This window comes from Arthrobacter globiformis (assembly GCF_030817195.1).
Lineage (GTDB): Bacteria > Actinomycetota > Actinomycetes > Actinomycetales > Micrococcaceae > Arthrobacter > Arthrobacter globiformis_D.
This window is the reverse complement of sequence record NZ_JAUSYZ010000001.1, coordinates 4,314,736-4,340,831: the sequence shown is the minus strand read 5'-3', so window position 1 is coordinate 4,340,831 and position 26,096 is coordinate 4,314,736. Positions and strand designations below refer to the sequence as shown.

Genomic DNA, 26,096 nt, shown 5'->3' with positions numbered 1-26,096 from the left:
TGCAAACCCGTGACGCTGTAAATCAAGTTGTTTGTGATTCTGGCCTCGTGGAGCCCGCGTTTCCGGGGTGCCGGCCGGGGCCGCGCCTACGATAAGGGGGATGATTCCGCCCGACAGCCCGCCGCCGTTCAGCCTCCGCGGGATTGCTGTTCCGGCCTTCGGCCCGGCGCTCCTGTTCAGCACCGGCCAGGGCGCGATCCTGCCGGTGGTGGCACTGTCCGCCCGTGAACTGGGCGCGTCCGTTGCCGTGGCCGCTTTGATCGTCACGCTCATCGGCCTGGGCTCGTGGTTCTTCAACCTGCCGGCCTCCATGATTACCCTGAAGTTCGGCGAACGTTGGTCCATCGTGGGCGCGGCCGCCGCCGGGGCGCTGGCACTGCTGGCCGCCGGGGTGTCCCTGGTGATTGGGAACGGACTCTGGCTGCTCGCGGTGGCGATGGCCGTCGTCGGGATGTCCGCGGCCGTCTTCAGCCTGGCCCGGCAGAAGTACCTCACCGAGGCCGTGCCGGTGGAATTCCGCGCCCGCGCCCTGTCCACGCTGGGCGGCGTGAACCGCATCGGCACGTTCATCGGTCCGTTCATCGGTGCCGCCGCCATCGCTTTCGTCGGCATCAGCGGCGCGTACTGGGTGGGCGTGGCCGGCATGGCCGCTGCCGCCGTGCTCGCCATTACCGTCCCCGACCTGGTGGCTGTGGACGGGTCCTCCGCCAAGACCGGTGCGGAGCCCACCTTGCGCGGCGTGGCCGTCTCGCACGCTGGCGTTTTCCTGACTGCCGGAATCGCCATTCTGCTGCTGAGCGCCCTCCGTGCCTCCCGCCAGGTGGTGATCCCTCTGTGGGCCGACCATCTGGGCCTCGACCCGACGCGTGCTTCGCTGGTCTACGGGCTCTCCGGCGCGATCGACATGCTGGTCTTCTATCCGGCGGGCAAGGTGATGGACCGGCGCGGGCGGCAGTGGGTGGCCATCCCGTCCACGCTGATCATGGGTGTGGCGCTGGTGCTGATCCCGCTGACCGGCGGGTTCACCAGCCTGCTGCTCGTTGCCCTGCTGATCGGCTTCGGCAACGGGATCAGCTCCGGCCTGGTGATGACGCTCGGTGCCGACTTCTCGCCCGATCGCGGCCGCGGGCAGTTCCTGGGTCTCTGGCGGTTCATGGCCGACGCCGGCACCACCGGCGGCCCCGTGCTTCTCTCCGCGGTGACGGCCGCGGCCTCCCTCGGCGCCGGCGTGACAGCCACCGGGGTAGTGGGGTTCGCAGCGGCAGGTGTGTTCGCCGTCGTACTCCCCAGGCTCAGGCACCGCCGCAACTACTGACCGGTGCTTCCGCTGGTGGGGAGCGAATCCTTGGTTTCGACAGGCTCAACCGGCGGCTTCCCATGGAATATGACGTTGGCCTCACACCGCCGCTTTGGACGATGAAGTTAGGTTAGCCTACACTCAGCATGGCCCATTTCGGCCATACGCTTTCCGCCTGCCGCGTGTGCAGGCTTTCATATCTAGGTGGTTTACCGTTGCGCTCTTCATTCCCGCTGTCCGTGTCCGTGGGACTCGTGGCGCTTCTATCCCTGTCCGCCTGCGGCTTCAGCGGCGAAGCCGGCAAATCCAGCCAGGCGGCCGACCTTGACCAGCGGATCGTCGTGGACAACTTCCGGGCACCCGTGGCGGACTGGGCTCTGGAGAGCGACGCCGCCTACATCCTGTCCCTGTCCGGATGCCTCGAGACCCTGACGCGCTACGACGAGACCCAGGGGAAGATCGTGCCGTCGCTCGCCACGGAGTGGAAGCAGGTCTCCGACCTCGAGTGGGACTTCACCATCCGCGAGGGCGTCAAGTTCCAGGACGGCGCCGCGCTCGACGCCAAAGCGGTGGTGACCTCGCTGCAGAACGTCCTTGACGCCAAGGTTCCCGCCCGCGCCTTCAGCCCGAAGGTGGTCAAGGCGGTCAAGGCCATCGACGACCACACGGTCCGCGTGACCACCCCGACCGAGAGCCCGCTGGTGCCCTACCGGCTCGCGAGCGTGAACACCGGCGTGCTGTCGCCGGCCGCGTTCAAGGGCCAAACCGTCGATCCCTTCGGCCACTGCACCGGCCCGTTCACGCCGGTGTCCGAGAAACCGAAGCAGTCCCTGACCCTGGACCGCAACGAGGATTACTGGGGCGGTCAGGTGAAGCTCGCCGGCGCCGAGATCCGGTTCATCACCGACGGCGCCACCCGCACCGCCCAGGTCCAGACCGGCGAGGCGGACGCGTCCCTGTCCATCCCGGTCTCCGGCCTGGCCGCGCTGGAGTCGGACTCCAAGGTGAAGGTCCTGAAGGCGGATTCGCCGCGGACCGCCACGCTGTACATGAACAACGGCAAGGCCCCGTTCGACGACGTCGACTTCCGCAAGGCGGTCCGCTCGGCTCTCGATCTGGATGCGCTCGCAGCCAGCGTCTACGAGGGCGCCGCGATCCCGGCCACCGGGCCCTTCGCGCCGTCGGAGCCCTGGGCCATCGAGGGTGCACAGGCGCCGAAGCAGGACCTTGACGCAGCCAAGAAGCTGCTCGCCTCTGCCGGCTACACCGCCGACCGGCCCCTGGAGATCATCGCGATCGTGGAGCGCGCCGAGTTCGCCGACGTTGCCACCGTCATCCAGGAGAACCTGAAGGCGGTGGGCGTCCCGGTGAAGATCCAGACCAAGGAATACGCCGCCGTCGAACCGGACCTGCTGTCCGGCAACTACGACATGGTGCTGAGCCAGCGCAACCGCCTGATCGACATCGCCGACCCCATTGGCTTCCTCACCGCTGACTACACCTGCGACGGCACCTACAACCTCAGCCACTTCTGCAACGCTGAGTACGACAAGAAGATCGCGCAGGCAGCCACGACGGCCGACGCCGAGGCGCGCTACAAGCTGTATGCCGAAGCCGGCAAGATTCTGCAGGACCAGGCCGTGAACGTGTGGCTGGTCAATGAGCAGGCCATCGACGCCGTCCGCACCGACCTGCAGGGGCACGTCCAGGACCCGCTGGCGCGCTACGTGCTCCGGGCCGAAACGGCCAAGTCCGGATCGTGACGCTCCGCTGTAGAGGACCCAAAGCGCTGGGTCAGGCATGATGCTGTTCCTCGCCAGGAGAACGGCGGCCCTGGTGGTCGCCGTTCTTCTGGCATCTTTCGTGGTGTTCCTCATCCCGTACGTCACCCCGGGCGACCCGGTGCGCAAGATCATCCGCTCGCGGGTGGCCGGCGACGCGATCGATGACTCAGCCGTCCAGGCATTAAGCGCCCAGCTGGGACTCCAGGATCCCCTGTGGACGCAGTACCTGCGCTGGCTGGGGCGCTTCGCCAGCGGCGACATGGGCCTGTCCTACACGAGCCGCACGCCCGTGGTGGACCAGGTGCTGCCCGCCCTCTGGGTCACGCTCAGCCTGGTGGTCATGACGCTCGCGGTGGCCGCGTTGATAGCGGTGATCCTCGGCATCGCCGCAGCCCTGAACGAGGGCCGGGCGGCCGACAAGGCCATCACCGCCGTCTCCCAGGCGTTCATCGCCATGCCGGAATACTGGCTGGCGCCGATGCTCGTGCTGGTCTTCGCGCTCGAACTGTCCGTTCTGCCGTCGGCCGGGTGGGAAGGCCCGACGTCGGCAGTGCTGCCCGTGGCGGTCCTCGCCCTGCGTCCGGCGAGCCACTTCACGTCCGCCGTGCGCGAAGGAATGCTGGACGCGCTGGGAGCCGAGCATGTCACCGCCGCGCGGGGCAGGGGACTGAGCTACTTCCATACAGTCCGGAAGCACGTGATCCCCAACGGCCTGCTGCCCCTCACCACCCTGGCGGCCGTCTGGTTCGCAGGCCTGCTGGGCGGATCGGTCATCATCGAGGTCATCTTCGCGATCCCCGGCATGGGGCGGCTGCTGTTCGACGGCGTCCTGAACAGTGACATTCCGCTGGCGCAGGGGGCCGTGGTGGTGGTCGTGGGGCTGGCTGTCCTGCTGACCACGGCGGCGGACCTGGTCCACGGACTCCTCAACCCCCAGGTCAGGCTGCGCCATGCGTAAACTTCCCCTGCACATCCGGCTTGCCGCCTGCGTCCTGGCCGTCGTGGTGCTGTCCGTGGCCCTGGCCGGCTGGATCGCGCCCTATCCGCCGGCGGAGCAGGACCTTGCCTCCCGGCTGTCCGCGCCCACCGCAACCCACTGGCTGGGCACCGACCACCTGGGCCGCGACACCCTGAGCCGGCTGCTCGACGGCGGGCGCTTCTCCCTGACCATCGCCGCCCTCGCCACGGTGCTCACCGCGGTCATCGGCACGGCGATCGGCGTGCTCAGCGCCCGGCGGCGGGGCTGGCTGGACGAGTTCTTCACCCGCACCAACGACATCCTCCTGGCCATGCCGGAAATGGTGGTGGCGCTGTTCCTGGTCGCCGCGCTGGGAGCGGGGTATCCCGCCCTGCTGCTGGCCCTGACAGTCACGGGCTGGACGCCCTTCGCGCGGCTTGCCCGGGCGCTGGCCTACGACGTCTCCGCCCGCGGCTTCATCGAGGCGGCCCGTGTGCTGGGCTGCTCGCCGTGGTTCACTGTGCGGCGGCACATCCTGCCGCACCTGGCCGGGCCGCTGCTGGGGCAGGCCACGCTCCGGTTCGGGCAGTTCCTGATCAGCGTCGGAGCCCTGTCCTACCTGGGCCTGGGGGTGCAGCCCCCGCAGTCCGACTGGGGCTCCATGCTCGCCGCCGCCCAGCCCTACGCCGTGAGGTCGCCGATGACCATCCTCGCGCCCGGCCTGGTGATCTTCACTGTGGCGCTGTGCGTCACTCTCATCGGCCAGCATCTGGCGCGCATGTCCAGCAGCCGGCTGCTGCTGGCCACCGCCCCTGCACCGGAGGTGACCCATGCCTGAGGGCCTGCTCATCGAGGACCTGTACCTCAGCGTCCGGGCGCCGGCTTCCCGCCCGGTGCTTTCCGGCGTCGGCCTTTCCGTGGCTCCGGGGGAGTTCGTCGCCCTGGTGGGGGCATCCGGAAGCGGCAAGACGATGACCGCGCTGTCCGTCCTGGGACTGCTGCCCCCGCAGATCCAGGCCGGGTCGGGGTCCATCAGCCTGGGCGGGACGGACCTGCTGCGGGCCAGCGGCGCGGAGCTCAACCGTCTGCGCGGCGGCCGGATCGGGATGCTGTACCAGCAGCCCAAGCGGATGTTCAACCCCCGCATGACCATTGGCAGCCACCTGGCCGAACCGCTGAAGCTGCACCGCGGGCTGCGCGGACGCCAGGGGAAGGCGCAGGCGCTGGGGCTGCTGGCAGACGCAGGATTCGACGATCCCGCGCGGATTGCCCGGGCGTATCCGCACCAGCTGTCCGGCGGCATGGCGCAGCGCGCCATGCTGGCCGTGGCAATGGCCGGACAGCCGGAGCTGCTGCTCGCCGACGAGCCGACGTCCGCACTGGACAAGGTGCTGGAGCGGCAGATCCTGGAACTGATCGACAACCAGCGGCGCCGGCACGGCCTCGGCGTCCTGTACATCACCCACGACCTCGCCACCGTCTCCGCGTTCGCTGACCGGGTGGTGGTGATGGATGCCGGCCGCGTCCAGGAGGAAGGCCCGGCCAAGACTGTCCTCGGCGCGCCCCGGACCGCATGCGCCAGGGAGCTTCTGGAGGCGTGCGCCCTCACCCGCCGCCGTATTGCGGCGGCGGGGGAGCCCGGACCGTCCCGCGACATCCTGGCGCTGCACGGTGTCACCAAGCGGTTCGCCAAAGGGCGCGGCGCCCGCCCGGCCCTGGACAACGTCTCGCTGAGCCTTCGGGAAGGCGAGATCCTCGGCGTCCTGGGCCAGTCCGGCTCCGGGAAGAGCACGCTCGCCCGGCTGCTGGTGGACGTCGAGGCCCCGGACAGGGGCAGCATCGCCCGGACGTTGCCTATGGCGGACGGCAGGAACGACGGCGGCGCCGCCGGTTCCGGCGTCCCCGGCACCGAGGTGCAGCTCGTCTTCCAGGAACCGCACGACGCCTTCGATCCCCGGATGAAACTGTTCGCCAGCCTGGAAGCCCCCCTGCTGCGGCAGCGGACGTGCACGGCTGATGAGCGCCGGGAGCGCATCCACCAGGCCGTCCGGGATGTTGAGCTGGAACCCGGCATGCTGGACAGGTACCCGAGCCAGTGTTCAGGGGGCCAGCTGCAGCGGCTGACGATCGCCCGGGCGCTGCTGCTGGACCCGGCGGTGCTGATCTGCGACGAGGCAACGTCGGCGCTGGACGCCGTGACGCAGCGGAAGGTCCTGGACCTGCTGCTGCGCCTGCACCGGGACCGCCGGCTTTCGCTGATCATGATCTCCCACGACATGAACGTCATCCGGTACATGAGCCACAGGGTGGCGGTGCTGTACCAGGGCGCCTTGGTGGAGCTGGCCGGCACTGCCGAGTTCTTCGCCAACCCCCAGCACCGGCACAGCAAGGAGCTGGTGTCGGCGGCCCGCGCCCACCCGACGGCTTGCGCTGCCCCGGTGGCCTGCAGTGACCTGGCGGCCTGTGCCCACCGGGGGGCCAGCAGGCCAGGGACTTCCCGTCTCCTCGAACTCGTCACCAGCCCGGACCCATAAGGACCCACCTGACCCATGGCGTACCTGCCTGAAACCCGCATCCTGCTCGGCACCCAGCTGGTGTTCAATTTGGGCTTCTACGCGGTGATTCCCTTCCTGGCCGGCGCCATGGGCGGGGATTACGGACTGGACGCCGCCGCCGTCGGGCTTGTTCTTGGCGCCCGCACCTTCAGCCAGCAGGGGATGTTCCTGTTCGGCGGGCTGCTGGCCGACCGGTGGGGCGCCCGCCGCGCGATCCTGACCGGCTGCCTGGTCCGCATCGCCGGGTACGCGACCCTGGCGGCCGCTTCGCCCCGGTGAGGATTGCGTCTTAGTCGTTCGAACCGTGGCCGCCGCTGTCATCACCCGGTTCGGACGCCTTGCGCTGTCCGCCATGGTCATCGCCCGGTTCCGGGTTGGTGCGCAGGCCGCCTTTGTCGTCGCCGTCGTCACCAGGTTTGGGCGACGGCGTCGGCAGCTGGCCGCTGCCGTCCACGGACGTCCCGTCCGGCGTCACTTTCACGCTGACGACGGCGGCCGGGGCCGGAGTTCTGCTGGCGTTATTCGGCAGGAGGACGCTGTTCGCCTTGCCGGTGCCCGCCGGCGGGCTGTTCAGTGCCTGGGTATTGACGGCGAGGGCGGCGGATCCGGTCACGAGGAACCCGGCCAATAGCGCGAGGGCTGCTCTGGTTTTCATGGTCCACTCCAGGGGCATCGGAAAAATTGCGTGTAGGCGGAAGTCCGCGAACCGGCAGGGTTCAGCCTCGCTCTTGGATCTCGTGCAAATGCGCCAGCATTGCCTGTTCGGGGTGTCCGGGATGTTCAGAGATGTGCCTGAGCAGCGACAGCCGGATCTCCGAGTTCAGGCCCTCGTCGCCAAGGATTTCGCCGATGAGCCGCATCAGCTGGCGCTGCAGTATTCCGCCCTGGGGAGTGCGCTGGGCTGCCCGTTGGCCCGCCCGTGGCGTGTCGGGGACTGCGGCGGGGCCTCCGGCGGCGTGCCGGGCAGGCAGGCTCTCCGGCGTGGGGGACTGCCAGTGGTTGTCACCGGGTGAATATGGGTCCGGGCTCATCATCTTATTTACCTTCCACCTGCGCCGCCCCGCGGGCCCTTCCGGCACGCGATGAGACCGGCGGCGTTGCCGGCAAATCCCGGTGTGAAGGGGAATGCCGTCTGCCGGTATTGTTCCGGCACTCCATGGTGGATTTGCTGGTGAACCTTGGAGTGCAGAGAAGGCAGGGTCCCCCCAATCGGAAGGCGCGTCGCTAGTGCGCGGCGGCATGCGGCCCCTGCTGGGTTGGGGGTCCGGGTTCCCCAAGGTTAAACGGGATTTTCCTAGGTACCGCTGGCACGATCTTTCCATCTGGTCCGACGCCACAGCCGCGAGTGGTCGTTTAGCCAGCTGGCCGGCCCGGCATTGCACCCCCCTGACATGCCGGGCCGGCAACCCCCAAGCCTTTAGCCGGGCCGCCCTGACGGGCCGCCGGGGAGGGGCCGCCGGCCCGCAAGCCCGCAACTCTGCCGGGACCCGCCGGACCGTACTCAAAAGCCTCTGCCGGGGACCCGCCGTCGTCCGTCAGAACACCTGTTCCACAACCGCCTGGGTGAGTTGCCGGATGATGGCGGTCTGCACGGGGATATCCGCGACGCTGGCGCCCAGGGAATACACCACGAAGGCGTAGGCGCGCTGACCCTGGACCAGGATGCTCGCGTCGTGCAGGTTCCCGTTGAGCAGCCCGTACTTATGGAAAACAGTGACCTCCGGAGGCACCGCAGCGGGGATCAGTGTCTCGTAATTGGTGTTCTGCATGTAGGACAGCAGCTCGGCGGTGTGGGCCGGACTGAGCAGGCGGCCGTTGTAGAGCAGGACCAGAATCCTGGCTGTCTCAGCGGGGGACAGCGTATTGAAGGTTCTGTCGTAGGGAATGCCGAGCGATGCCGCGTAATCATGGATCCCCTGGTAGCTGACGGCACCCAGGACCAGCGCCCACGACGTGTTGTTGCTCTGCTGGAGCATCTGCCGGATCTGGACGGCGGCGGTCTGGCCGCCCATCGGCGCCGTGAGGGACAGGACACCCGCCTCGGCAAGGTGGTAGTACGCGGCCGCGGCAAGGATTTTGCCCGTGCTGGCCGCCACGAACTTCTCCCGGACGCCGAACTGGCGGACAACGCCGTCGGACATGTCAACGAGGGCGACGCCCAGCTGGTACCGGCTGTTGACCGCGATGATGGCGTTGAGCTGTTCCTCGAGAGTTGCATCGGCGGGTGCCGCCGGCGGCGCCGGTTGGGGTGGCAGTGCGGGGGACGCTTTTGGTGCCGGTGCGGCGGGTGCCGGGGAAGGGCGGACGACGGCGGCGGGCGGGCTAGGTGCCGCCCGTTTGGGGGCCGTTGCCTTTGGGCTGGGCTGTTTTGCGCGGCTGGGAGATGGCGCCGGGGCCGCTGCCTGCGGGGCGGGCTTGGTTGTTTGCGGCGGCGCGGTCTTGGCTGGCGAAGGCACGGCCGCCGGCGCGGCCACCGGGGCGGCCCGTGAAGGTACCGGCGGCGGGGCCAGGGCTGACCCGTAGGCAGTGATTGCGGTCAGCACCATTGCCGCGCAGATGATCAGGAGCCGGCCGCGGGGCTCCGCCGGCCAGGGGACTGCCTGGGTGGGCTCTTGGCCCAGCCGGTGGCGGCGGCGGGCGCGGTGCCGGCCGGGGATCCTGCTCATAGCCCGGACCTCATGAGCCGGGACCTCATAGCCCGGACCTCAGCCCCGGACCTCATAGCCCCGGAACGGAAAAAATGTGTAGCGCCTGCCACTCGCCTCACCCCAATTCGCCTGCCGCCTTCGTCAGGGGCGGCACGCGGCCACGCTGGCACTCGGAGGTTGGGAAAAGGTGGGACTCTGGCCGGGAAAAGTTGACTCAGGCCACCAATAAGGGGGATGGCGCGGTCAGGGCAACAGTCTGGGGTTCGCGGGAATGACGGGGATCAGGCCCGTGGGCAGCTTGATTTCGGCGTCCTCGGGCCGGTCCTGCCCCGCCCGTTCGATGGCCGCCCGGAAGTGGGGCAGGCTGCGCTCCACCATGTCCTCGCTGGCCGTGAGGGAAATCCGGAAAAACCCCGGTGTCTCGAACAGGGTGCCAGGAAGCACAAAGACATCCTCCTGGCCCAGCGCCTCGGTGAAGGCCTCGTCATCTTGAATGGGGGACTGGATGAACAGGTAAAAGGTGCCCTCGGACGGCCGGAGCCGGTATCCCATGCCCCCTAGCTCCTGGACAAGCCGGTCCCGCTTCTGCTGCAGTTGGCCGACGTCGATGGTGAACGTCTCCAGCCGCGGCAGCGCGTACTGCAGGACGGCGTTGGGGTAGATCCAGCCCATGGCCAGCTGCATGGCCTCGACGGCGGTGCCGAGCTCCTTGCGGTCCGGCATGCTCGGCGGCAGCGCCAGGTACCCGATCCGCTCGCCCGGCGACAGGTGCGTCTTGCCGTAGGAGTAGGCCAGGAGCGTGTAGGGATAGAACTCCGCGGGGCTGTGGAAGCGGGTGCCGTCGAAGACGATCCTGTTGTACGGCTCATCGGACACCAGATAGATCCGCCGGCCTATCCGCTCCGACGCGTCGTCGAGGAGCGTGGCCAGCTTGCGGAGGAGCTCGGGCGGGTAAATCCTTCCGGTCGGGTTGTTCGGCGAGTTGATGATCACCACACGGGTCCGCTCCGTGATAACTGCTTCGATGGCCGTAAGGTCGAGGTCGAAGGTTTCGAGGTCGATCCGGACTTTGACAGGGACCAGTCCGGCCTCGACGGCGAGCGGCTCGTAGAGGAACCAGGGCGGCAGGCTGTAGATGACCTCGTCGCCGGGATCGGTAACCGCCTTCAGCGCAAGGGCGATCGCGGTGAAGCCTCCGGTGGTGAGGTACACGTCCTCGGGTTCGAACCGGACGTCGAGCAGCCGGCCCAGGGAATCCGCCGCCGCCTCCCGGGCATCCACCTCGTTGGTCTTGTACGCGAACCACTGGTCGTCGTGCGGGTGGAGCGCGTCCCGGAGGGCGTCAACGTAGGCCTCCTGCGGCATCTGGTGTGGGTTGCCCAAGGTGAAATCGCAGATACCGGAAAGGTGCTTGCGGTGGGCGTAGGTGGAATGGTTCAGGTGCTCGGAGATCCTCCGGAAGGACGGGATGGAGGCCACCTCAAGGGCACGCCGCGAGGCGGGGGAGTCCGTCACAGCCCGGTTTCCTGCGGCTTGGCATTGGCCTTCGCCGTGAGCAGGAGATACTCCCATTCCATCTGCGCGGTCGTATCGCCGTGGGCTTCAATGTAGGTGCCGGCAAGTTCCGTGAGTGCGTTGTCCAGGGCCTTGGCTTTCTCCTCGTCACCGGACAGGGACTTGTACACGGAGATGGTGGGGCCGTAGTGCGACTTGAAGTAGTGCAGGAAGTCTTCGGGCTGGCGGAAGCTGGTGATCGCGACTGTCCGCTTTTGTGCCCGGATCTCGCCCAGCCGGTCGCCGAACAGCTCACGGACATGGTCTTCGCTGCCCCACAGCGGCGCCGGCTGCGCGCCGGGCGGGGGCGGGGGAGCGAAAGGTTTCATAGCGGCGAACATCTGCCCGATGAAGCCCTCCGGGGTCCAGTGCAGCAGGCCGACGGTCCCGCCCGGCTTGCAGACACGCACTAATTCGCCGGCGCTCGCCTGGTGGTGCGGGGCGAACATGGCACCGAGGCAGGACATGACGACGTCGAACTCGCCGTCGGCAAAGGGGAGATTCTCGACGTCGGCCTCCACCCACTCGAGCTCAACGCCGCGGTCGGCAGCCTGCCGCCGGCCGGCGTCGAACATCTCCGGGGTGAGATCGCTGGCTATCACCCGGGCACCCATCATGGCCGCGGGGATGGCAGCATTGCCGGCGCCCGCGCCGACATCCAGGACGCGCTGGCGCGGTTTGATGTTGCAGGCCTCCACCAGGATGGCGCCCAGGTCCGCGACGAGCTCGCTGGCGAGGGCAGGGTAGTCGCCCTGCGCCCACATGGCCCGGTGTTTTTCCTTCAGGGCCTTGTCCGCCCCGGCTTGGTCGTTCATGTCCGCGCACCTCTGCTTTCGCGGGTCTAGTAACAGCGCCCAGCTGAGTCAGTGGAGGCTGTGGTGCGACTTATTGTGGGCTTCCCGGCGGGGCTTGTAAAGGTTGCCCATCCCGGCGCCCTAGGCCGCATAGATGTGCCCGTTGGCCAGAGGCAACCCAACTAGGTCGCAGCAGAGGGGGTTCTGAGGGCTGAGAACGCCCTTATGTGCGACCTAGTTGGGTGGGGGAAGGCGGGACGGTGAGGTCAGCGACTGGGTTAGTCCCGGCGTCGGACGGCGTATGCGAACAGGGTCGTCGTGGCCACGGTGGCCAGGTACCCGGCGATCACGATCAGCGAGATGCCCGCCCAGAAGTAGTTGGTGGTGCTGGCCTCCTGGCCGATGCCCGGAACGATCATGATCAGCGAATACACGGATACCGCAGTCGAGGCCAGCCCCAGCACCATGGGCAGCCCGATCCACAGCCGCGCCGAACCCCAGTGCCCGCCGAAGCCGTCCCAGACGTTCCACTCGTGGCCGTCATTGCGGAGAATCAGCCAGCCGGCGGGAATCATGAAACAGCCCACCACCAGGAACGCTGCCACCACATCCGCCGGCCGGTGCCACTGGTTCACGAGGGTGGACATGCCCGAGGCGATCGCAAACGTGCCGCCGACAAAGCCAGCCAGCGGACGCCACCGCGGGGACGCCATCAGGAACACGGCCGCCGCCGCGGACGCCGCCAGCGTGGTGTGCCCGGACGGCAGCGAATTCAGCTCCAGTGTCTCCACGCCCCGGTACGGCCTCAACGGCAGCAGATCCTTGAGTACCTGCGTGGCGATGTTCGCCGCCACGCACGCCGCAACGGCAATGCCCGCGGCCCGCCAGCGGCGGTGAATCACCGTCACCAGCAGAACGACGACGGCGGCCATCACCAGGGAGATGGTGGGCAGCCAGTCCAGGAACCGGGTGGTCACCTTGCCCGCGGGCCCGTGGATTTCCACGGCCTCCACGAGGGCGGACTCGTCGATGAACTGGCCCGTGGTGGTCCGGACGAAGTAGTAGTAGGTGGCGGCGAGCCCCGTGGCGCAGACCAGAGTGGCCACGGCGAAGAGGAAGCCGGTGCCCGCTGCCAAGCGCATCCGTCGGGCTGACGGCTGGCGGCGCGGCTTCTGACCGCCCTGCTTCTGGCGGCCTTGCTTCTTACGGCGGGGGTCCCTGAGCTGGAAAGTCATCGTAACAAGGGTGTCACAGTTTGCTGGCAGTCGCCTGTCCGCCCGGTGGGTGCGCCCTGTTGTGGCCCGCCTTTCCCGGCCCCCGTGGATGCTCGACTCGGCGGGGCAGGGGGCATTACGTTTGGGGCATGACCGAAAACCCAGAGGAAAGCCGCGCTGTGCCCGACGAACCGGTCCGCGACGAACCGGTCCGCGAAGAACCGGTCCGTGACGAAACCGGCCGCGAAGAACCTGCCAGCGATGAAACCGACCTCAGCACCAAACTGGACCCGGATTTCATCCCGCAGCAGGGCGAAACCCCCGACGCAAAGCGGGCCCGTGAGCACCCCGAGGAAACCGGCAGCTGACGTTCCGGAACGCCGCCGGCTGGCGGCTAAAGTTGGTGCATGGGCGGTATCGCGGATGTACTTGGCCCCATCCTGGAAATCATGACGTGGGTGGGCTTCCTCCCCGGCGTGCCGTTGCTGGTGTGGGGATTGATTATCGAACGGCGCCGCTGCGCCTGGACCAAAACCACGGGTGAGGTGTACACCGCCGGCGGCTTCACCGGCTTCCGCTGGACCGACCAGGAAAACGTCCCGCGCCAGACCCTGGTGGACTCCGACGTCGCGCGGGGCCTGGTGGCCGGAACCACGGTGGAGCTGCATTACGACCTCTGCCACCCGTCGCGCTGGGGCCTGAGACCTCCCAAGCACGACAACATCATCCTGATCCTCGGCTGGATCCTGACCGGAGTGGGCATCCTGAGCACCGTCGGGGGCTTCATGCTGCTGCTCTTCTGACGGGCCCGGGACCAAGGGCGACGGGCCCGGGACAAAGGGCCCGGTCAAACCAACCGGAAAGACCAACCCGGGCCGGACATGCGTCGGGTACCCGTGCCGCGGCGGGTACCCGGTCTGTGGGGCAGCTGAAGCTGCGTTTTCCGTTTGCTAGACGTGCGGATCGACTGTTGAAGCCCGGCCGGCGCTCGCGGAACGACCGCCGCGCCGGTTCCTGTCGCGCAGGTGGTCCAGTAGCGCCTGTTCAGGGTGCCCGGGGTTCTCTGCCAGGTGGCGCAGGAGCCGGCGCCTGACCTCGGACCGCGGATCGGCGGTGGCGAGCACGTTGTGGATGATGTCCAGCACCTGTTGGTGGAGTTCCGAGTCGTCCACCATCACCGTGGTGGGCTGGCCGTAGGGGGAGTCGACCGTGGAGCCCCATCGCTCCGGCGGAATGGGTTCATACAGATCGCGGAATTCCGTGTGCATCACTGGCTCCTTATTGCGGGGGGAAACTGCTTCTTCGGGTTGCCGCCGCGTGCGCTTATTCATTGCTGCTGCCACTCCTGCCGCTGGTGCGGGAGAGACCGCTGGTGCCGGAGAGACCGTTAGTGCCGGAGAGACCGCTCGAGGACGTTGAATCGTCAGTGGGTGCCACTGCCGGGGAAGTGACCTGGGCCGGTTCCACAATCTCGACGCCGGGATCATCGGAGGATACGACGGGGTCTTCGCTGGAATTGGCTGGGTCGTCGGGTGCCAGCCCGGTCTGGGATGGTTCCGCTGCCTTCGTGGAGAGAGGCGAGGAGGTGGCAGGACTCAGCGGCGCTGATTTGAGCGCCGGTGACGAGGCCTTGGGCGTTGCCGTGGGGTTGGTGAGCGGCGACAGTCGCGGGGTCAGGACCGAATCGCGGGGGTTCGGTTCACGAACAATCACGCCGGGTTCCTGACCTGTCGGCGCCCCGGTGACGGCCTGCGCCCAGACGGTGATGCTGGCTAGACCCACCAGCGGAATGCTCAGCAAGGACCACCTCTTCATCGGCCTGCCACACCTCCTTCGTGAAACAACTTTGAGGCGTGAAGGTGAGGCAGGGATGAGACGCGGATGAGAGTCTTCTCATGTACCCGGCGGACACGCGTCCGGTGGGCAGAAGCCTAAATCGAGTGGCCTTCCGCATCATCAACGGTGCCTGCTGCATCATCGGGAGCGGCTGCGGAAGGGCCGGTCAGGCACACGAGGCGGTAGCCCACGCCGCGGATGGTCTGGATGCGGTCCTGGCCGAGCTTGTGCCGCAGGTACCGCACGTACACGTCCACCACGTTGGAGGACCCCTCGAAGTGGTAGCCCCACACACGGCTCAGGAGCTGCTCGCGGCTGAGCACCTTGCCGGCGTTCTCCATGAACGTCCGGGCCATGACAAACTCCCGCGCGGACAGGTCAATCACGCGGCCGCCGATCTCGGCAGTGCGCAGGTTCACGTCGAGCGAGAGGTCACCGCAGACGAATGTCGGGGCGGAGGTCACCGCCTGCGCGCCCCGGAGCCGGAGCTTGATGCGGGAGAGCAGTTCCTCGAACCGGAAGGGTTTGGTCATGTAGTCGTCCGCGCCGCCGTCGAGCGCCGCCACCGTGCTTTCGAGGCTGTCCGCCGCCGTCAAAATGATCACCGGAATGGTCGAGTGCATGTCGCGGAGGTTCTTGAGGACGGTGAGGCCGTCCATCCTGGGCATGCCGATGTCCAGGATGAGGAGGTCGAACTCGCCGGACGTGGCGTAATCCAATGCTTTAACCCCGTCGGAGACCTGGGTGGTGGTGTAGCCGGCCGCGGTGAGGCCCTTGGCTAGGAAGGCCGCGATGCGCGGCTCGTCGTCGGCGATCAGGATCCGGGTCAAGGCGTACCTCCCGCAGGGGACACCAAGTCAATGCCCGACGCCGGTCCGGCCGGGTTCGGTTTGCCGCCTGCGGCGCCCGTTCCCTTATATCGCGGTCCCTTGGCAGGCGGGCCCTTTACGGCAGGGCCTTCGCTGCCGCTTCGGCCGGCGCTGTCCGCGGCGGCGGAATCGTCCGTTTTACCGCCGGCGTCCTTGCCGCCGGAGGGGATCCGGAGCACGAAGCGGCTGCCCTTGCCTTCCTCCGATTCCAGCTGCACAGTGCCGCCGTGCGCCTCGGCGATGGCCTTCACGATGGATAGCCCCAGGCCCGAGCCCTCCGAAGTTGCTGAGTTGCTGCCCTTGCCGAAGCGCTCGAAGATGCGCTCATGATCCTCTGCGGGGATGCCGGTGCCGGTGTCCGACACCCAGATCTCCAGCTCCCTGGATGCCGAGTCTGCCAGCTCCCGCACCACTGACGCCCGACCGCTTTGGGGGGTGCCGTCGTCGTTCTCCACCCAGGCGCCCCCGACCGATATCCTGTCCGACTCGGTGGTGTGTTTGACCGCGTTCGCGGCGAGCTGCTCTAGTGCCTGGGTGAGCCGGCGGCGGTCAACGCGGATCAGGCCGCCGGGCTTGGCGTCCAGGTGCCACTGGCGCTCGCCGAGGACCCGGACGCGGTTCAGGACGTCCTCCAGGAGGTCGTCGGCCTCCACCCAGGCGGGAATCACGAAGTCCGGCCGGCCGCTGCGGGCCAGGATCAGCAGGTCGTCCACCAGGACCTGCATCCGGTCCAGCTCGTCCAGGAGCAGCATGCGGGTCTGGTCCACGTCGTCGGGATCCCCGGCCCGGAGCAGCTCCAAGTAGCCGCGGATGATAGTCATGGGGGTGCGCAGCTCGTGGCTGGCATCGTGGACGAACCGGCGCTGGTTGTCGAAACCGGACTCCAGCCGTTCGAGCATGCGGTTGAAGTTCATGGCCAGCTGGGCGATGTCGTCGGTACTGTCCGGCACCTCCACCCGCTTGGTCAGGTCATCAAAGGTGGTGGCTTCCGTGGCCTCGCGGAGCCGCCGGACCGGACTCAGCAACCGCCCGGTAACCAGGTAGCCCACCAGGCCGGTCAGCGCGAGTGTCGCCAGGGACGCCAGGGCGAAGGTCCACATGGAACCGAAAACCTCGGCGCGCTGGGCACCGATCTCGCTTGAGGCAATCAGCAGGCCCTGGTCCTGGCGGCCGCCGGCGGTCAACGAAACGGACGTGATCGCCAGGCGCACCTGCCGGCCGTCCAGGTCAATGTCGCGCATCACGGTTTGGCCGGGGGAGCTCCAGTCCCAGACATGGTCCGTGACGGCGGGCGTGTTCAGGTTGGTCGGCTGTTCCGCGGCGGGCAGGATGACGTTGCCCCCGCGGAGCATCGTCATCACGGACTCGAAGCCGCCCGGAGCCCCGTTGCGCAGATAGGTCCTAAAAAGGTCGTGCACGGTGGTGTAGGGGGCGCCGCCGAAATTCGGCCGGCCCTGTTTGGCAAGCTCGTCCAGGTTTTTGCGCGGCAGCTGCAGCTCGGCGTTGACGCGGTCATTGAGGCTCTTCAACTGGGCGGCGTGGGTGGCAGCGCCGGCCACAAAGAGGCCCACCGCCATGAAGACGAGCAGCGTGGCCAGCAGCCGGAAGCGGACGGAATGGAGTTCCGTGCGCAGTGCGCCGGCCGCATTCATGGGACTACCCGGCCTCGTTTGATGTGTGCCCTGCGTAACGCGATGCACGGCCGGGGCTCCCGCGCAAAATATTTTTGAAATCCTGAGCGGCCGGCAAAGACGCTCATCGCCGAGTACTCGGAGTACTTGGTTGTACCCGGGCCGGCCATGGTCCGCCTCATTGGATCACCCATTTCATGCTGATTTGGCGGTCCTCCGGGGACGAGGATCGCAGTAGTACCGCTCTAACTGCGGTAATACGAATGTAGCCCCGGGTTCTTGGGAAAAACTTGGTGTTTCTGGACCCCGCTGCCGTCTTCCCGGCGGGTTTGAGGGGAGCCTCGGGCCACCCCCACCGGGTGGTGGCCGGCTCGATGCAAAAGCAACCAAGTAGTGCCCAGACCGAAATTCGAGTACTCGCTACTCGTGCCCCTACTTGCCCGAGTGACAAGTATGAATCCAAGCCATTCATGGGGAATGCAGTTCACATGGGGATAGTAGGTGCAGGCAAGATGGTTCAGACGGTTGCAGAAGATACTCGTTGGTCCCGGAGGGTCAACGACGACGAGTACATGCCTAACTCAATGGAAGACGCCGGTGGCACAACAACGAAGTTGTCCATCAATATCCTGGGTCCGCTCCGTGTCCGCCGCGGCGGCGTGGTGATCGGATCCCACGAACTTGGCGGTCCCAAGCCCCGCCAGGTCCTCGAAATCCTGTTGCTCAAGCTGGGGACCCCGGTCTCCAAGAACCACCTGATCGACGTTCTGTGGAACGGCCAGCCGCCGGCTGAGGCCCTGTCCACGCTGGAAAGCTACGTCAGCGTGCTGCGCCGGCACCTTCAGCCGGGAAGCGGCAAGGGCGGTGCCCTCCGCACGGTCACCGGCGGCTACATGATCGACCGCAGCATGGTTGACCTTGACCTCGACCGCTTCGATGACCTGCTCAAGCAGGCCGGACATGCCTCTCCGGAGGAATCCTTCCGGCTGCTCGAGAAAGCCCTCGACATCGCTTCGGTGCCGCTGCTCGGCGATGAGCTGCTGGCCGGCTGGGCCGAGGAGGAGCGTGCGCTCCACTCCGCCCGCGTCGCCAGCATCAAGGCACGGGCCGCGGAAGCCGCCGTCGCCGTCGGACACCCGGAAACGCGCGGTGGCCCTGGCCAGTGAACTGCTGGTGGACGATCCCATCAACGAGCGCGCCTGGACCGCCCTGGTCCTGGGCCTCGAAGAATCCGGGCAGTACATGGAAGCGCTGCGGGCCTACGGGCGCTGCCGCCGGGTCATGGACCAGGAGATCGGCTGCCTCCCCGGACGCCCGCTGCGGGAAGCACACGCCCGGCTGCTGCAGGCAACGGCCGCCAGCGAGGACGAAATGGACCTCTCGGATTCTGAAGCTCGCATCCCGGCAACATCGCAGATCACCCGGGAAATCAGCATCCTGACCATCGACGACCACAGCACGTTCACCGAACTGCTGACGGCAGCCCTCGACCGCGAACCGGACCTGCGGAGCGTCGCCTCGGCCACCACCGCAAAGAGCGGCGTGGAGCAGAGCATCGCCCTCAAGCCCGACGTCGTGATCATGGACTTCCACCTGCCCGACGGCGACGGCCTCACCGCCGCTGCCCGGATCCTCGCCGACGCCCCGAACACCCGGATCGTCATGCTCACCGGCGACCCGACGCCGGAAGCGCTGCGGACCGCCGCCTCGATGGGCATCTGCGCCTTCCTGCCGAAGGGCGGATCGCTGTCCACCCTCCTGGACACGCTCCGCTACGCACGGGCTGGCAACATGGTGGTCCACCCCTCGCTGGTGGCCCAGCTGGGCATGTCCACTCCCGCCCCGGCCCCCGCGGTCCGCGAAGTGGAGCCTGGTGGACCCGTCCTGACGCCCCGTGAACTGGACGTGCTCCGGCTCATGGCCGGCGGCCACGGATCGAAGGAAGTGGCCAGCAAGCTGGACATCTCCCTCAACACCTGCCGCGGCTACGTGAAAGCAATCTTCGCCAAGCTCGGAACCCACTCGCAGCTCGAATCGGTCATGGAAGCCTCACGGCGCGGCATGCTCGAGCAGCCGTCCCATGGCTAGGCCATCGCTCCGCAAACCTGCCCTGTTTCGCCCGTTCGAATCGCCGGCCTACCACAATTCCGAGGTTTTCAGGGCCGTACGCCGGTTCCTGCTGATGGGGCTGGTTGCCCTGGTGGTGGTCACCACCCCGGTGGCCTTCTGGATCTGGTCCGAGGCTGAACGCCACGCACTGGAGAACTCCAAGGAGGCCACCGACCACTTGGCCAACAACGTGGTGGGGCCGCTGCTGGACAAAGAAGTCCTGTCCGGCGATCCCACAGCCGTTGAGCGGCTCGACGAGCGCCTCCGCCCGTGGATGGGGGAGACGTCGGTTTTTGAGATCAGGCTGTGGGACAAGAACGGGCGCATCGTCTACTCCGAGGATCCCAAGCTCATCGGCCAGACCTTCGGCCTGCCGCACGAGGCGCAGGAGATCCTGGCCGGCGGGGACGTCCCCGCCAACCTGGAGATGCAGAAGGACGAGGTCAACACGCCCAACGTCGAAAACGGCGAGCTCGTGGAGGTTTACGTGCCCGTCACTGCCCCCGACGGGCAGAAGCTGGTGTTTGAGACGTATTACGACGACGACGGTGTCCGCCAGGAGCAGGCAGCCGTTCTGTTCGGCATGGCCCCGCCGTTCCTTCTGTCCCTTGCCGTCCTGCAGCTGGCGCAGCTGTTCCCGGCTGTCCAGCTGGCCCGCAGGATCCAGGCGTATGAAGCCGGCCGGAGCCGGCTGCTCCGCCGGGCCATCGAGGCCTCCGAGCTGGAGCGGCAGCGCATCGCCCGGGACCTGCACGACGAAGTGATCCAGGAACTCTCGGGGCTGTCCTACGTGATGGAGTCGGAGGAACTGCACAGCCCGATGGGCCAGCGTGCGCTGTTCTCCGACGCCCGGCGGATCCTGCAGGACAACGTCCGCAGCCTGCGGGCCATGACCAGCGAGCTGTACCCGCCGGACCTCAACCGGCTCGGCCTCTCCGGGGCGCTTGCCCGGCTGGGTGATCCGCTCGAGGAACGCGGGATCAGCCTGGAGCTCGACCTGCCTGACCAGTGCGAACTGGACCGGGACCGCGCGGCCCTGTTCTACCGGGTGGCCCGCGAGGCCCTGGCCAACACTGCCAAGCATTCCCGGGCGGCCAAGGCCGAACTCCACCTGCATCAGGACGGCGACCGTTCAGAGATCCGCATCCAGGACGACGGCTGCGGCTTCGACCAGAGCGAGGGGTCACCGGAAGGCCACTTCGGCCTGCGCATCATGAAGGACACCATCGGCGAGGCAGGCGGCACGCTCCAGGTGACGTCCGCTCCCGGACGGGGGACCACTGTGGTCGCGCGCTTCGGAGTCGGGGGCAACAAAGTCCCGGCCTCCTTCGACCACGAGCCGGAACCGGTGCCCTCGGGGTAACTCCCGCCTGGTCGCCCCCCAAAGGCCGCCGGCCCCTCCAATGGAGTGGGGGCCGGCGTAGTTTTGCGCCGGTACAGTGAATCCATGCCCCACCAGTACCCGCCCCTCGAGGACCTGCTGCAAAGCGCCCGCGTCGTGGTTCTGCCCATGCGCGTGAAGTTCCGAGGCATCCTGGAACGCGAAACGCTGCTTCTCCGGGGCCCGGTGGGGTGGGGCGAGTTCGGTGCGTTCCCCGAGTACGGAGACGCCGAGGCCTCCCGCTGGCTTGCCTCCGCCATCGAGGCCGGCTGGCACGGCTTCCCGGAGCCCCTGCGGACCAGCATCCCCGTCAACGCCACCGTGCCCGCCATCGAGGCCAGCCGGGTCCCGGAAATACTGGCTCGATTCGGCCGCGTGGACGCCGTGAAGGTCAAGGTAGCCGAACCCGGCCAGTCGCTCGACGACGACGCCGCCCGGGTTGCCGCTGTCCGCGCAGCGCTTCCCCACGCAGCCATCCGCGTGGACGCCAACGGCGGCTGGGACGTTCCGACTGCGGTGACGGCGCTGAGCCGGCTGGCCGACGTCGGGCTCGAATATGCCGAGCAGCCCGTGCCCGATATTGATGGCCTGGCGGAGGTGCGGCGGCGGCTGCGTGCCGCCGGGGTGCCGGTACTGATCGCGGCCGACGAAAGTGTCCGCAAGGAGGAGGATCCCCTCAAAGTGGCGCGGGCCGGCGCGGCCGATCTCCTCGTGGTGAAGGTGGCGCCGCTCGGGGGAGTCCGGCGCGCGCTGGAGCTGGTGGAGCAGGCGGGGATGCCCGCCGTCGTGAGTTCCGCCCTCGACACGTCGGTGGGGATCCGGGCCGGGCTCGCGCTCGCCGCTGCGCTCCCGGAACTGCCGTATGCGTGCGGGCTGGGAACAGTGTCGCTGCTCGCCGCGGACGTCACCAACCAGCCACTGGTGGCCGACGACGGCGCCATCACCTTGCGCGATGCCGTCGCCGACGAGGAGCTGCTTGAGCAGTACGCCGCCCCTCCCGAGCGCCGCGACTGGTGGCTCGCCCGGCTCCGCCGCGCATACGCCGTCCTGCAGGACCCGGCGTAGATCTTCCCCGCATCAGCCCACAGACGCTTCCTCAGGTCCTGCGCGTTTTCCCGGGACGCTTCCTCAGGTCCTGTCGGGTTTTCCTGCGACGCTTCCTCAGGTCCTGTCGGGTTTTCGGCGACGCTTCCTCAGGTCCTGTCGGGTTTTCGGCGACGCTTCCTCATTAGGGTGCCGAGTTCACCGCATCTTCATCTGAGTGTCGGCCTCCGGTTGGCTTTCGCTGCAAGGGTGGCGGTGCCGCATCTAAACCCTTGGAAGGTCTCTCTCCCATGTCTGAAATCTCCGGACGCAAGTTCGCTCTGCTGCCCATGCTCGGCCACACCAAAGGCAAGCGCAGCCCTGTCACCTGCGCGCTCAAGTGCGACAACGCCTGCGCGGGCGACGTCTGCAACACGAGCGCGAACAGCTACTTCCGCGACATTGCCTCCACCACGCTGTCCCGCCGCGCCGCCCTGGGCTTCGGCGCCGCCGGTGCCCTCGCCGTCGTACTTGGCGGCGCCGCATCCTCCGGTGAGAAGGCCGTTGCCGACGGCGGAACGGGACTGTCTGCCGCCGCAAAGAACGGTTTTGGCCAGGGTGCGTCCAAGCTGCAGTTCACCGCCATCCCCGCCGTTGCGTCGGACGTCGACGCCTTGACGGTTCCGGCAGGCTTCACCTGGCAGCCGGTGATCCGCTGGGGTGACCCGATCTTCAAGGACGCCCCGGCGTTCGAGCTGGGCAACCAGACCGCAGCAGCACAGGAGCGCCAGTTCGGCTACAACAACGACTACTCGGATATCCTCGAGATCCCCGGCAGCAAGGGCCGGCGTGCGCTGCTGTTCGCCAACCACGAATACACGAACGAGAACATCATGTTCCCGGCGAGCATGCCCGCCGAGCAGATGCGTGCGGTGGGCGCGGCCGCCCACGGCCTGACCGTCGTCGAGCTGGAGCGCAAGAACAAGAACCAGCCGTGGAGCTACGTCCAGGGCGCCCCGCTAAACCGCCGCTACCTGAACAGCACCCGGTACGAGCTGACCGGTCCCGTCGCCGGCTCGGATCTGGTTAAGACCGTGGCCGACGCCGAGGGCCGCTGGATCAATGGCACGCTGGGCAACTGCTCCGGCGGCACCACCCCGTGGGGCACCATCCTCTCGGGCGAGGAAAACTTCAACGGCTACTTCATTGCTCCGGGCACGTCCGCCGCGGACAAGCGCTACGGCCTCACCAAGAAGGCCACGGCGCGGCAGTGGGAACTGGACGACCCCCGCTTCAACGCCAACAACGCCGGCTACGAATACGAGACCAACCGCTTCGGCTGGATTGTGGAGGTGGACCCGTTCGATCCGACGTCCACGCCGAAGAAGCACTCATCGCTGGGCCGCTTCAAGCACGAGGGTGCCAACGTGATCGTCGCCAAGTCCGGCCACGTGGTTGCCTACTCCGGCGACGACGAGCGCTTCGACTACCTCTACAAGTTCGTCTCCAAGGCCAAGTACCGCGAGGGCGACCGCAAGCACAACATGACGCTCCTCTCCGAGGGCGACCTGTATGTTGCCAAGTTCACGGGCAACGCCCCGGCCGCGGAAATCGACGGCAAGGGCACTGTTCCGTCGGACGGCTCGTTCGACGGCACCGGCGAATGGCTTCCCCTGGTGGTCGGCGGCAAGTCCATGGTTGCCGGCATGTCCCTCGAGGAAGTGCTCGTGTACACGCGACTGGCTGCGGACAAGGTGGGACCCACCAAGATGGACCGCTGCGAGGACGTCCAGCCCAGCCTGCACACCGGCAAGGTCTACGTCGCATGCACCAACAACTCGGACCGCGGCAAGACCGGCAAGGAAGGCGCCACCGAGGTCAACCCGCGCAACGAGAACCGCGACGGCCACATTGTCGAAATTACGGAGACCGGCGACCAGACCTCCACCAAGTTCACCTGGAACCTGCTGATGGTCTGCGGCGATCCCTCCACCGGCGACGTCACCTACTTCTCCGGTTTCCCGGCCGCCCAGGTCTCGCCGATTTCCTGCCCGGACAATCTGGCCTTCGACTCCGTGGGCAACCTCTGGATCTCCACCGACGGTGCCCCGTCAGGCATCGGCAAGGCCGACGGTCTGTTCAAGGTCACGCTGGAAGGCCCCGAGCGCGGCCGCGTGGAGCAGTTCCTCGCAGTGCCCCGCGACGCCGAAACCTGCGGACCGATCATCCACGACACCGAGCGCAGCGTCTTCGTCTCCGTGCAGCACCCGGGCGAGGAGGGCACCTTCGATGCGCCGCACTCCTACTTCCCGGACTACGTTGCGGCGGGCGCGACGCCCCGCCCGGGCCAGGTCCGGGCTCCCCGCCCGGCCGTGGTCCAGGTGTTCCCCACGGACGCCTAGCCTCCGCAGCGCCCTGACGCCGACGCTCCCACAGTTCTCCGGTTGAGAAGTGCGGGAGTGTTTGGCGTTCGGCGACGGGGTGTGAGGAAGGGTTGGGTGTGGGGCGACGGGATGTGAGGAAGGGTTGGGCGTTTGGCGACGGGATGTGAGGAAGGGTTGGGCGTTTGGCGACGGGATGTGAGGAAGGGTTGGTGGCAGACTGGTTCGGTGACTTCCCAGGAACCTACCGAGCCTTCCGCCTCCAGTGTCGGCACCCCAGACCACGCTGGTCCCCAGGCCAACCTGACCTCCGTGGCTGCCGCACGGATTGCCGTCGCGTCGCTGCTCGACGGCGGCGTCCGGTATGTCGTTGTGGCGCCGGGCTCGCGGTCGGCCCCGATGGCCTACGCGCTGGCGGAGGCCTCTGCGGCCGGGAAAGTCGAGCTGCTGGTCCGGATCGACGAGCGCTCGGCCGGGTTCACCGCACTCGGCCTGGCCCTGGCCACGGGCGCCCCGGTGGCCGTGCTGACGACGTCGGGGACCGCCGTCGGGAATCTTCTTCCGGCGGTGATGGAGGCCAACCACGCCGCCGTCCCCCTGGTGGTGGTTTCGGCGGACCGACCCGAGGAACTGCGCGGGACGGGCGCGAACCAGACCACCGTGCAGCTTGACCTGTTCGGCGAGCACGTCCGCTTCGCCGTCGACGTTCCCGCCGGCGAGAGTCCGCAGCGTGCGGTGGAAACATCGCTTGCCGCCGCCACCGGGGCTTTCGAGGACACACCGCCGGGACCCGTGCAGCTCAACCTCGCCTTCCGCGACCCCCTCGTTCCCGAAAAGGGGGAGAGACTGCCGGAGCGGCGCGGCCACGGGACCTTCCGGATCGGCACCGAACCGCTCACCATGACCCTCGATCCCGCCGCGGCAGACCTTCCCGGTCGGCGCACCGTGGTCCTCGCCGGGCACGACGCCGGTCCGGTCGCCGAGGCCTTCGCCCGCGCCCATGGACTGCCGCTGCTTGCCGAGCCGTCGTCCAACTCGCGCTTCGGCCCCAACGCCGTGGGACCGTACCGCCTGCTGCTGGAGCACTTCGGCCCGGACTCGGCGCTGCCGATCGAGCGTGCCGTGGTGTTCGGGCGACCCACGCTTTCCCGGCCCGTTTCGGCACTGCTGGGGCGGACGGACATCCCGGCAGCCCTCTATGAACCAGTGCCGGTCGCCTGGTACGAGCCCGGGCGGCGCCGGGAAACGCCCATCGCCGGCCTGGCCGAGCTCGCGGAGTTCGCCGGCCGGGGCACATCCGCCTGGCTCGACGCCTGGCTGCTCGCAGGCGCCGCGGCCCAACATGCCGTCGACGGCATACTCGCCGCGGGAGAGGCAGCAACCGGTCCCGCCGTCGGCTCCCTGGTCTGGCAGCACACCCGGGGCCAGCTGGTCCTCGGCTCGTCCAACGGCATCCGCGACGTGGACCTCGCCGGCCAGCCCACGTCCGAGCCGGCCGCCACGGTCTTCGCCAGCCGGGGCCTTGCCGGCATCGACGGCACCATTTCCACCGCCACCGGCATCGCCCTCGGCGGCCACCAGCAAACCACCCTGCTGCTCGGTGACGTCACCTTCCTGCACGACGCCGGCGGCCTCTTCCTCGGCGCCGGCGAGGAACAGCCGCAGCTGCGCATCGTCGTCCTCAACGACTCCGGCGGCGCCATCTTCAGCCTCTTGGAACACGGCGCAGTCGCCGAGGCCGGCGGCTACGGGGACGCCGTCGAACGCCTCTTCGGCACCCCGCACACAGTGGACATCGCGGCACTCGCCGCGGCGTACGGCGTCGGGCACTGTTCGGTGAGTACGACGGAGGGACTCGCCGAGGCGCTTGCCGCACCGTTCACCGGGCGCACCATCATTGAGGTGCGTACGGACCGGCACGGCCTCCGGGACCTGCACGGCAGGATCAAGGCCGCGGTGGGCGCGGCCGTGGCGGGCGTGCTCGGCGGCTAGGACGCTGCGACGCGGTGCCTGACGCGGTGCCTGACGCTGCGACGCGGTGCCTGTCCCGCGACGCGCAAAG

At 68.1% G+C, this 26,096-nt stretch carries 24 protein-coding genes; 14 read left to right on the top strand and 10 right to left on the bottom strand.

Annotated features, from left to right (window positions below; genetic code table 11):
- Positions 1–100: 100 nt before the first annotated feature.
- The 6 genes from QF036_RS19815 (at position 101) to QF036_RS19790 (ending at position 6,873) form a co-directional block, all read left to right on the top strand.
- Positions 101–1,315 carry an MFS transporter gene (locus QF036_RS19815; RefSeq protein WP_307104612.1) on the top strand — a complete coding sequence of 405 codons (1,215 nt, stop codon included), beginning with the start codon at positions 101–103 and terminating at the stop codon, positions 1,313–1,315.
- Between the two features lie 197 nt (positions 1,316–1,512).
- Complete coding sequence (locus QF036_RS19810) at positions 1,513–3,060, top strand: ABC transporter substrate-binding protein (protein WP_307104610.1); 1,548 nt, start codon at positions 1,513–1,515, stop codon at positions 3,058–3,060.
- A 37-nt stretch (positions 3,061–3,097) separates the two neighbouring features.
- Complete coding sequence (locus QF036_RS19805) at positions 3,098–4,039, top strand: ABC transporter permease (RefSeq protein ID WP_307104608.1); 942 nt, start codon at positions 3,098–3,100, stop codon at positions 4,037–4,039.
- Positions 4,032–4,877 (top strand): ABC transporter permease, encoded by an 846-nt coding sequence (locus QF036_RS19800; RefSeq protein ID WP_307104606.1) that lies wholly within the window; start codon positions 4,032–4,034, stop codon positions 4,875–4,877. Before QF036_RS19805 ends, QF036_RS19800 begins: the two co-directional genes overlap by 8 nt.
- Entirely contained in the window at positions 4,870–6,573 is a 1,704-nt protein-coding gene (locus QF036_RS19795; protein ID WP_307104604.1) for an ATP-binding cassette domain-containing protein, read from the top strand. The genes QF036_RS19800 and QF036_RS19795 overlap by 8 nt, the downstream gene beginning before the upstream one ends.
- Before the next feature lie 15 nt (positions 6,574–6,588).
- Positions 6,589–6,873 carry an MFS transporter gene (locus QF036_RS19790; RefSeq protein ID WP_307104602.1) on the top strand — a complete coding sequence of 95 codons (285 nt, stop codon included), beginning with the start codon at positions 6,589–6,591 and terminating at the stop codon, positions 6,871–6,873.
- A gap of 10 nt (positions 6,874–6,883) precedes the next feature.
- Here QF036_RS19790 and QF036_RS19785 read toward each other — a convergent pair whose 3' ends face one another.
- The 6 genes from QF036_RS19785 to QF036_RS19760 form a co-directional block, all read right to left on the bottom strand.
- Positions 6,884–7,249 carry a hypothetical protein gene (locus QF036_RS19785; RefSeq protein WP_307104600.1) on the bottom strand — a complete coding sequence of 122 codons (366 nt, stop codon included), beginning with the start codon at positions 7,247–7,249 and terminating at the stop codon, positions 6,884–6,886.
- A 61-nt stretch (positions 7,250–7,310) separates the two neighbouring features.
- Positions 7,311–7,628 carry a hypothetical protein gene (locus QF036_RS19780; RefSeq protein ID WP_307104599.1) on the bottom strand — a complete coding sequence of 106 codons (318 nt, stop codon included), beginning with the start codon at positions 7,626–7,628 and terminating at the stop codon, positions 7,311–7,313.
- A 501-nt stretch (positions 7,629–8,129) separates the two neighbouring features.
- Positions 8,130–9,260 carry a serine hydrolase gene (locus QF036_RS19775; protein ID WP_307104597.1) on the bottom strand — a complete coding sequence of 377 codons (1,131 nt, stop codon included), beginning with the start codon at positions 9,258–9,260 and terminating at the stop codon, positions 8,130–8,132.
- Between the two features lie 225 nt (positions 9,261–9,485).
- On the bottom strand, positions 9,486–10,757 hold the full coding sequence (locus QF036_RS19770; protein WP_307104595.1) for an aminotransferase class I/II-fold pyridoxal phosphate-dependent enzyme: 1,272 nt from the start codon (positions 10,755–10,757) through the stop codon (positions 9,486–9,488).
- The gene (locus QF036_RS19765; protein WP_307104594.1) at positions 10,754–11,611 is read right to left on the bottom strand and encodes a class I SAM-dependent methyltransferase; all 858 of its coding nucleotides are present in this window, start codon (positions 11,609–11,611) and stop codon (positions 10,754–10,756) included. The genes QF036_RS19770 and QF036_RS19765 overlap by 4 nt, the downstream gene beginning before the upstream one ends.
- A 257-nt stretch (positions 11,612–11,868) precedes the next feature.
- The gene (locus QF036_RS19760) at positions 11,869–12,825 is read right to left on the bottom strand and encodes a phosphatase PAP2 family protein (RefSeq protein WP_373460198.1); all 957 of its coding nucleotides are present in this window, start codon (positions 12,823–12,825) and stop codon (positions 11,869–11,871) included.
- Positions 12,826–12,953: 128 nt separating this feature from the next.
- Between QF036_RS19760 and QF036_RS19755 the strand changes: the two genes are divergently transcribed.
- The gene (locus QF036_RS19755) at positions 12,954–13,172 is read left to right on the top strand and encodes a hypothetical protein (RefSeq protein WP_307104592.1); all 219 of its coding nucleotides are present in this window, start codon (positions 12,954–12,956) and stop codon (positions 13,170–13,172) included.
- Positions 13,173–13,211: 39 nt separating this feature from the next.
- Positions 13,212–13,607 (top strand): hypothetical protein, encoded by a 396-nt coding sequence (locus QF036_RS19750; protein WP_307104590.1) that lies wholly within the window; start codon positions 13,212–13,214, stop codon positions 13,605–13,607.
- 147 nt (positions 13,608–13,754) lie between these two features.
- Here QF036_RS19750 and QF036_RS19745 read toward each other — a convergent pair whose 3' ends face one another.
- From QF036_RS19745 to QF036_RS19730, 4 genes are all read right to left on the bottom strand, one after another.
- Positions 13,755–14,072: a hypothetical protein gene (locus QF036_RS19745; RefSeq protein ID WP_003804129.1), complete on the bottom strand. Its 318-nt coding sequence runs from the start codon at positions 14,070–14,072 to the stop codon at positions 13,755–13,757.
- Positions 14,073–14,127: 55 nt separating this feature from the next.
- The gene (locus tag QF036_RS19740; protein ID WP_307104588.1) at positions 14,128–14,619 is read right to left on the bottom strand and encodes a hypothetical protein; all 492 of its coding nucleotides are present in this window, start codon (positions 14,617–14,619) and stop codon (positions 14,128–14,130) included.
- Positions 14,620–14,735: 116 nt separating this feature from the next.
- Complete coding sequence (locus QF036_RS19735) at positions 14,736–15,470, bottom strand: response regulator transcription factor (protein ID WP_307104586.1); 735 nt, start codon at positions 15,468–15,470, stop codon at positions 14,736–14,738.
- Positions 15,467–17,161 (bottom strand): sensor histidine kinase, encoded by a 1,695-nt coding sequence (locus tag QF036_RS19730; RefSeq protein WP_307104584.1) that lies wholly within the window; start codon positions 17,159–17,161, stop codon positions 15,467–15,469. Before QF036_RS19730 ends, QF036_RS19735 begins: the two co-directional genes overlap by 4 nt.
- A 551-nt stretch (positions 17,162–17,712) precedes the next feature.
- Here QF036_RS19730 and QF036_RS19725 point away from each other — a divergent pair.
- The 6 genes from QF036_RS19725 (at position 17,713) to menD (ending at position 26,026) form a co-directional block, all read left to right on the top strand.
- On the top strand, positions 17,713–18,306 hold the full coding sequence (locus tag QF036_RS19725; RefSeq protein WP_307104582.1) for an AfsR/SARP family transcriptional regulator: 594 nt from the start codon (positions 17,713–17,715) through the stop codon (positions 18,304–18,306).
- Complete coding sequence (locus QF036_RS19720; RefSeq protein WP_307104580.1) at positions 18,206–19,228, top strand: response regulator; 1,023 nt, start codon at positions 18,206–18,208, stop codon at positions 19,226–19,228. Before QF036_RS19725 ends, QF036_RS19720 begins: the two co-directional genes overlap by 101 nt.
- Positions 19,221–20,612 (top strand): sensor histidine kinase, encoded by a 1,392-nt coding sequence (locus QF036_RS19715; RefSeq protein ID WP_307104578.1) that lies wholly within the window; start codon positions 19,221–19,223, stop codon positions 20,610–20,612. Before QF036_RS19720 ends, QF036_RS19715 begins: the two co-directional genes overlap by 8 nt.
- Before the next feature lie 84 nt (positions 20,613–20,696).
- Entirely contained in the window at positions 20,697–21,695 is a 999-nt protein-coding gene (locus QF036_RS19710) for an o-succinylbenzoate synthase (protein WP_307104575.1), read from the top strand.
- Between the two features lie 269 nt (positions 21,696–21,964).
- Positions 21,965–24,055 carry a PhoX family protein gene (locus QF036_RS19705; protein WP_307104573.1) on the top strand — a complete coding sequence of 697 codons (2,091 nt, stop codon included), beginning with the start codon at positions 21,965–21,967 and terminating at the stop codon, positions 24,053–24,055.
- A gap of 207 nt (positions 24,056–24,262) precedes the next feature.
- Positions 24,263–26,026, top strand: coding sequence for a 2-succinyl-5-enolpyruvyl-6-hydroxy-3-cyclohexene-1-carboxylic-acid synthase (gene menD, locus QF036_RS19700; protein WP_373460197.1), 1,764 nt, complete (start codon positions 24,263–24,265; stop codon positions 26,024–26,026).
- The last annotated feature ends 70 nt before the right edge of the window (positions 26,027–26,096 follow it).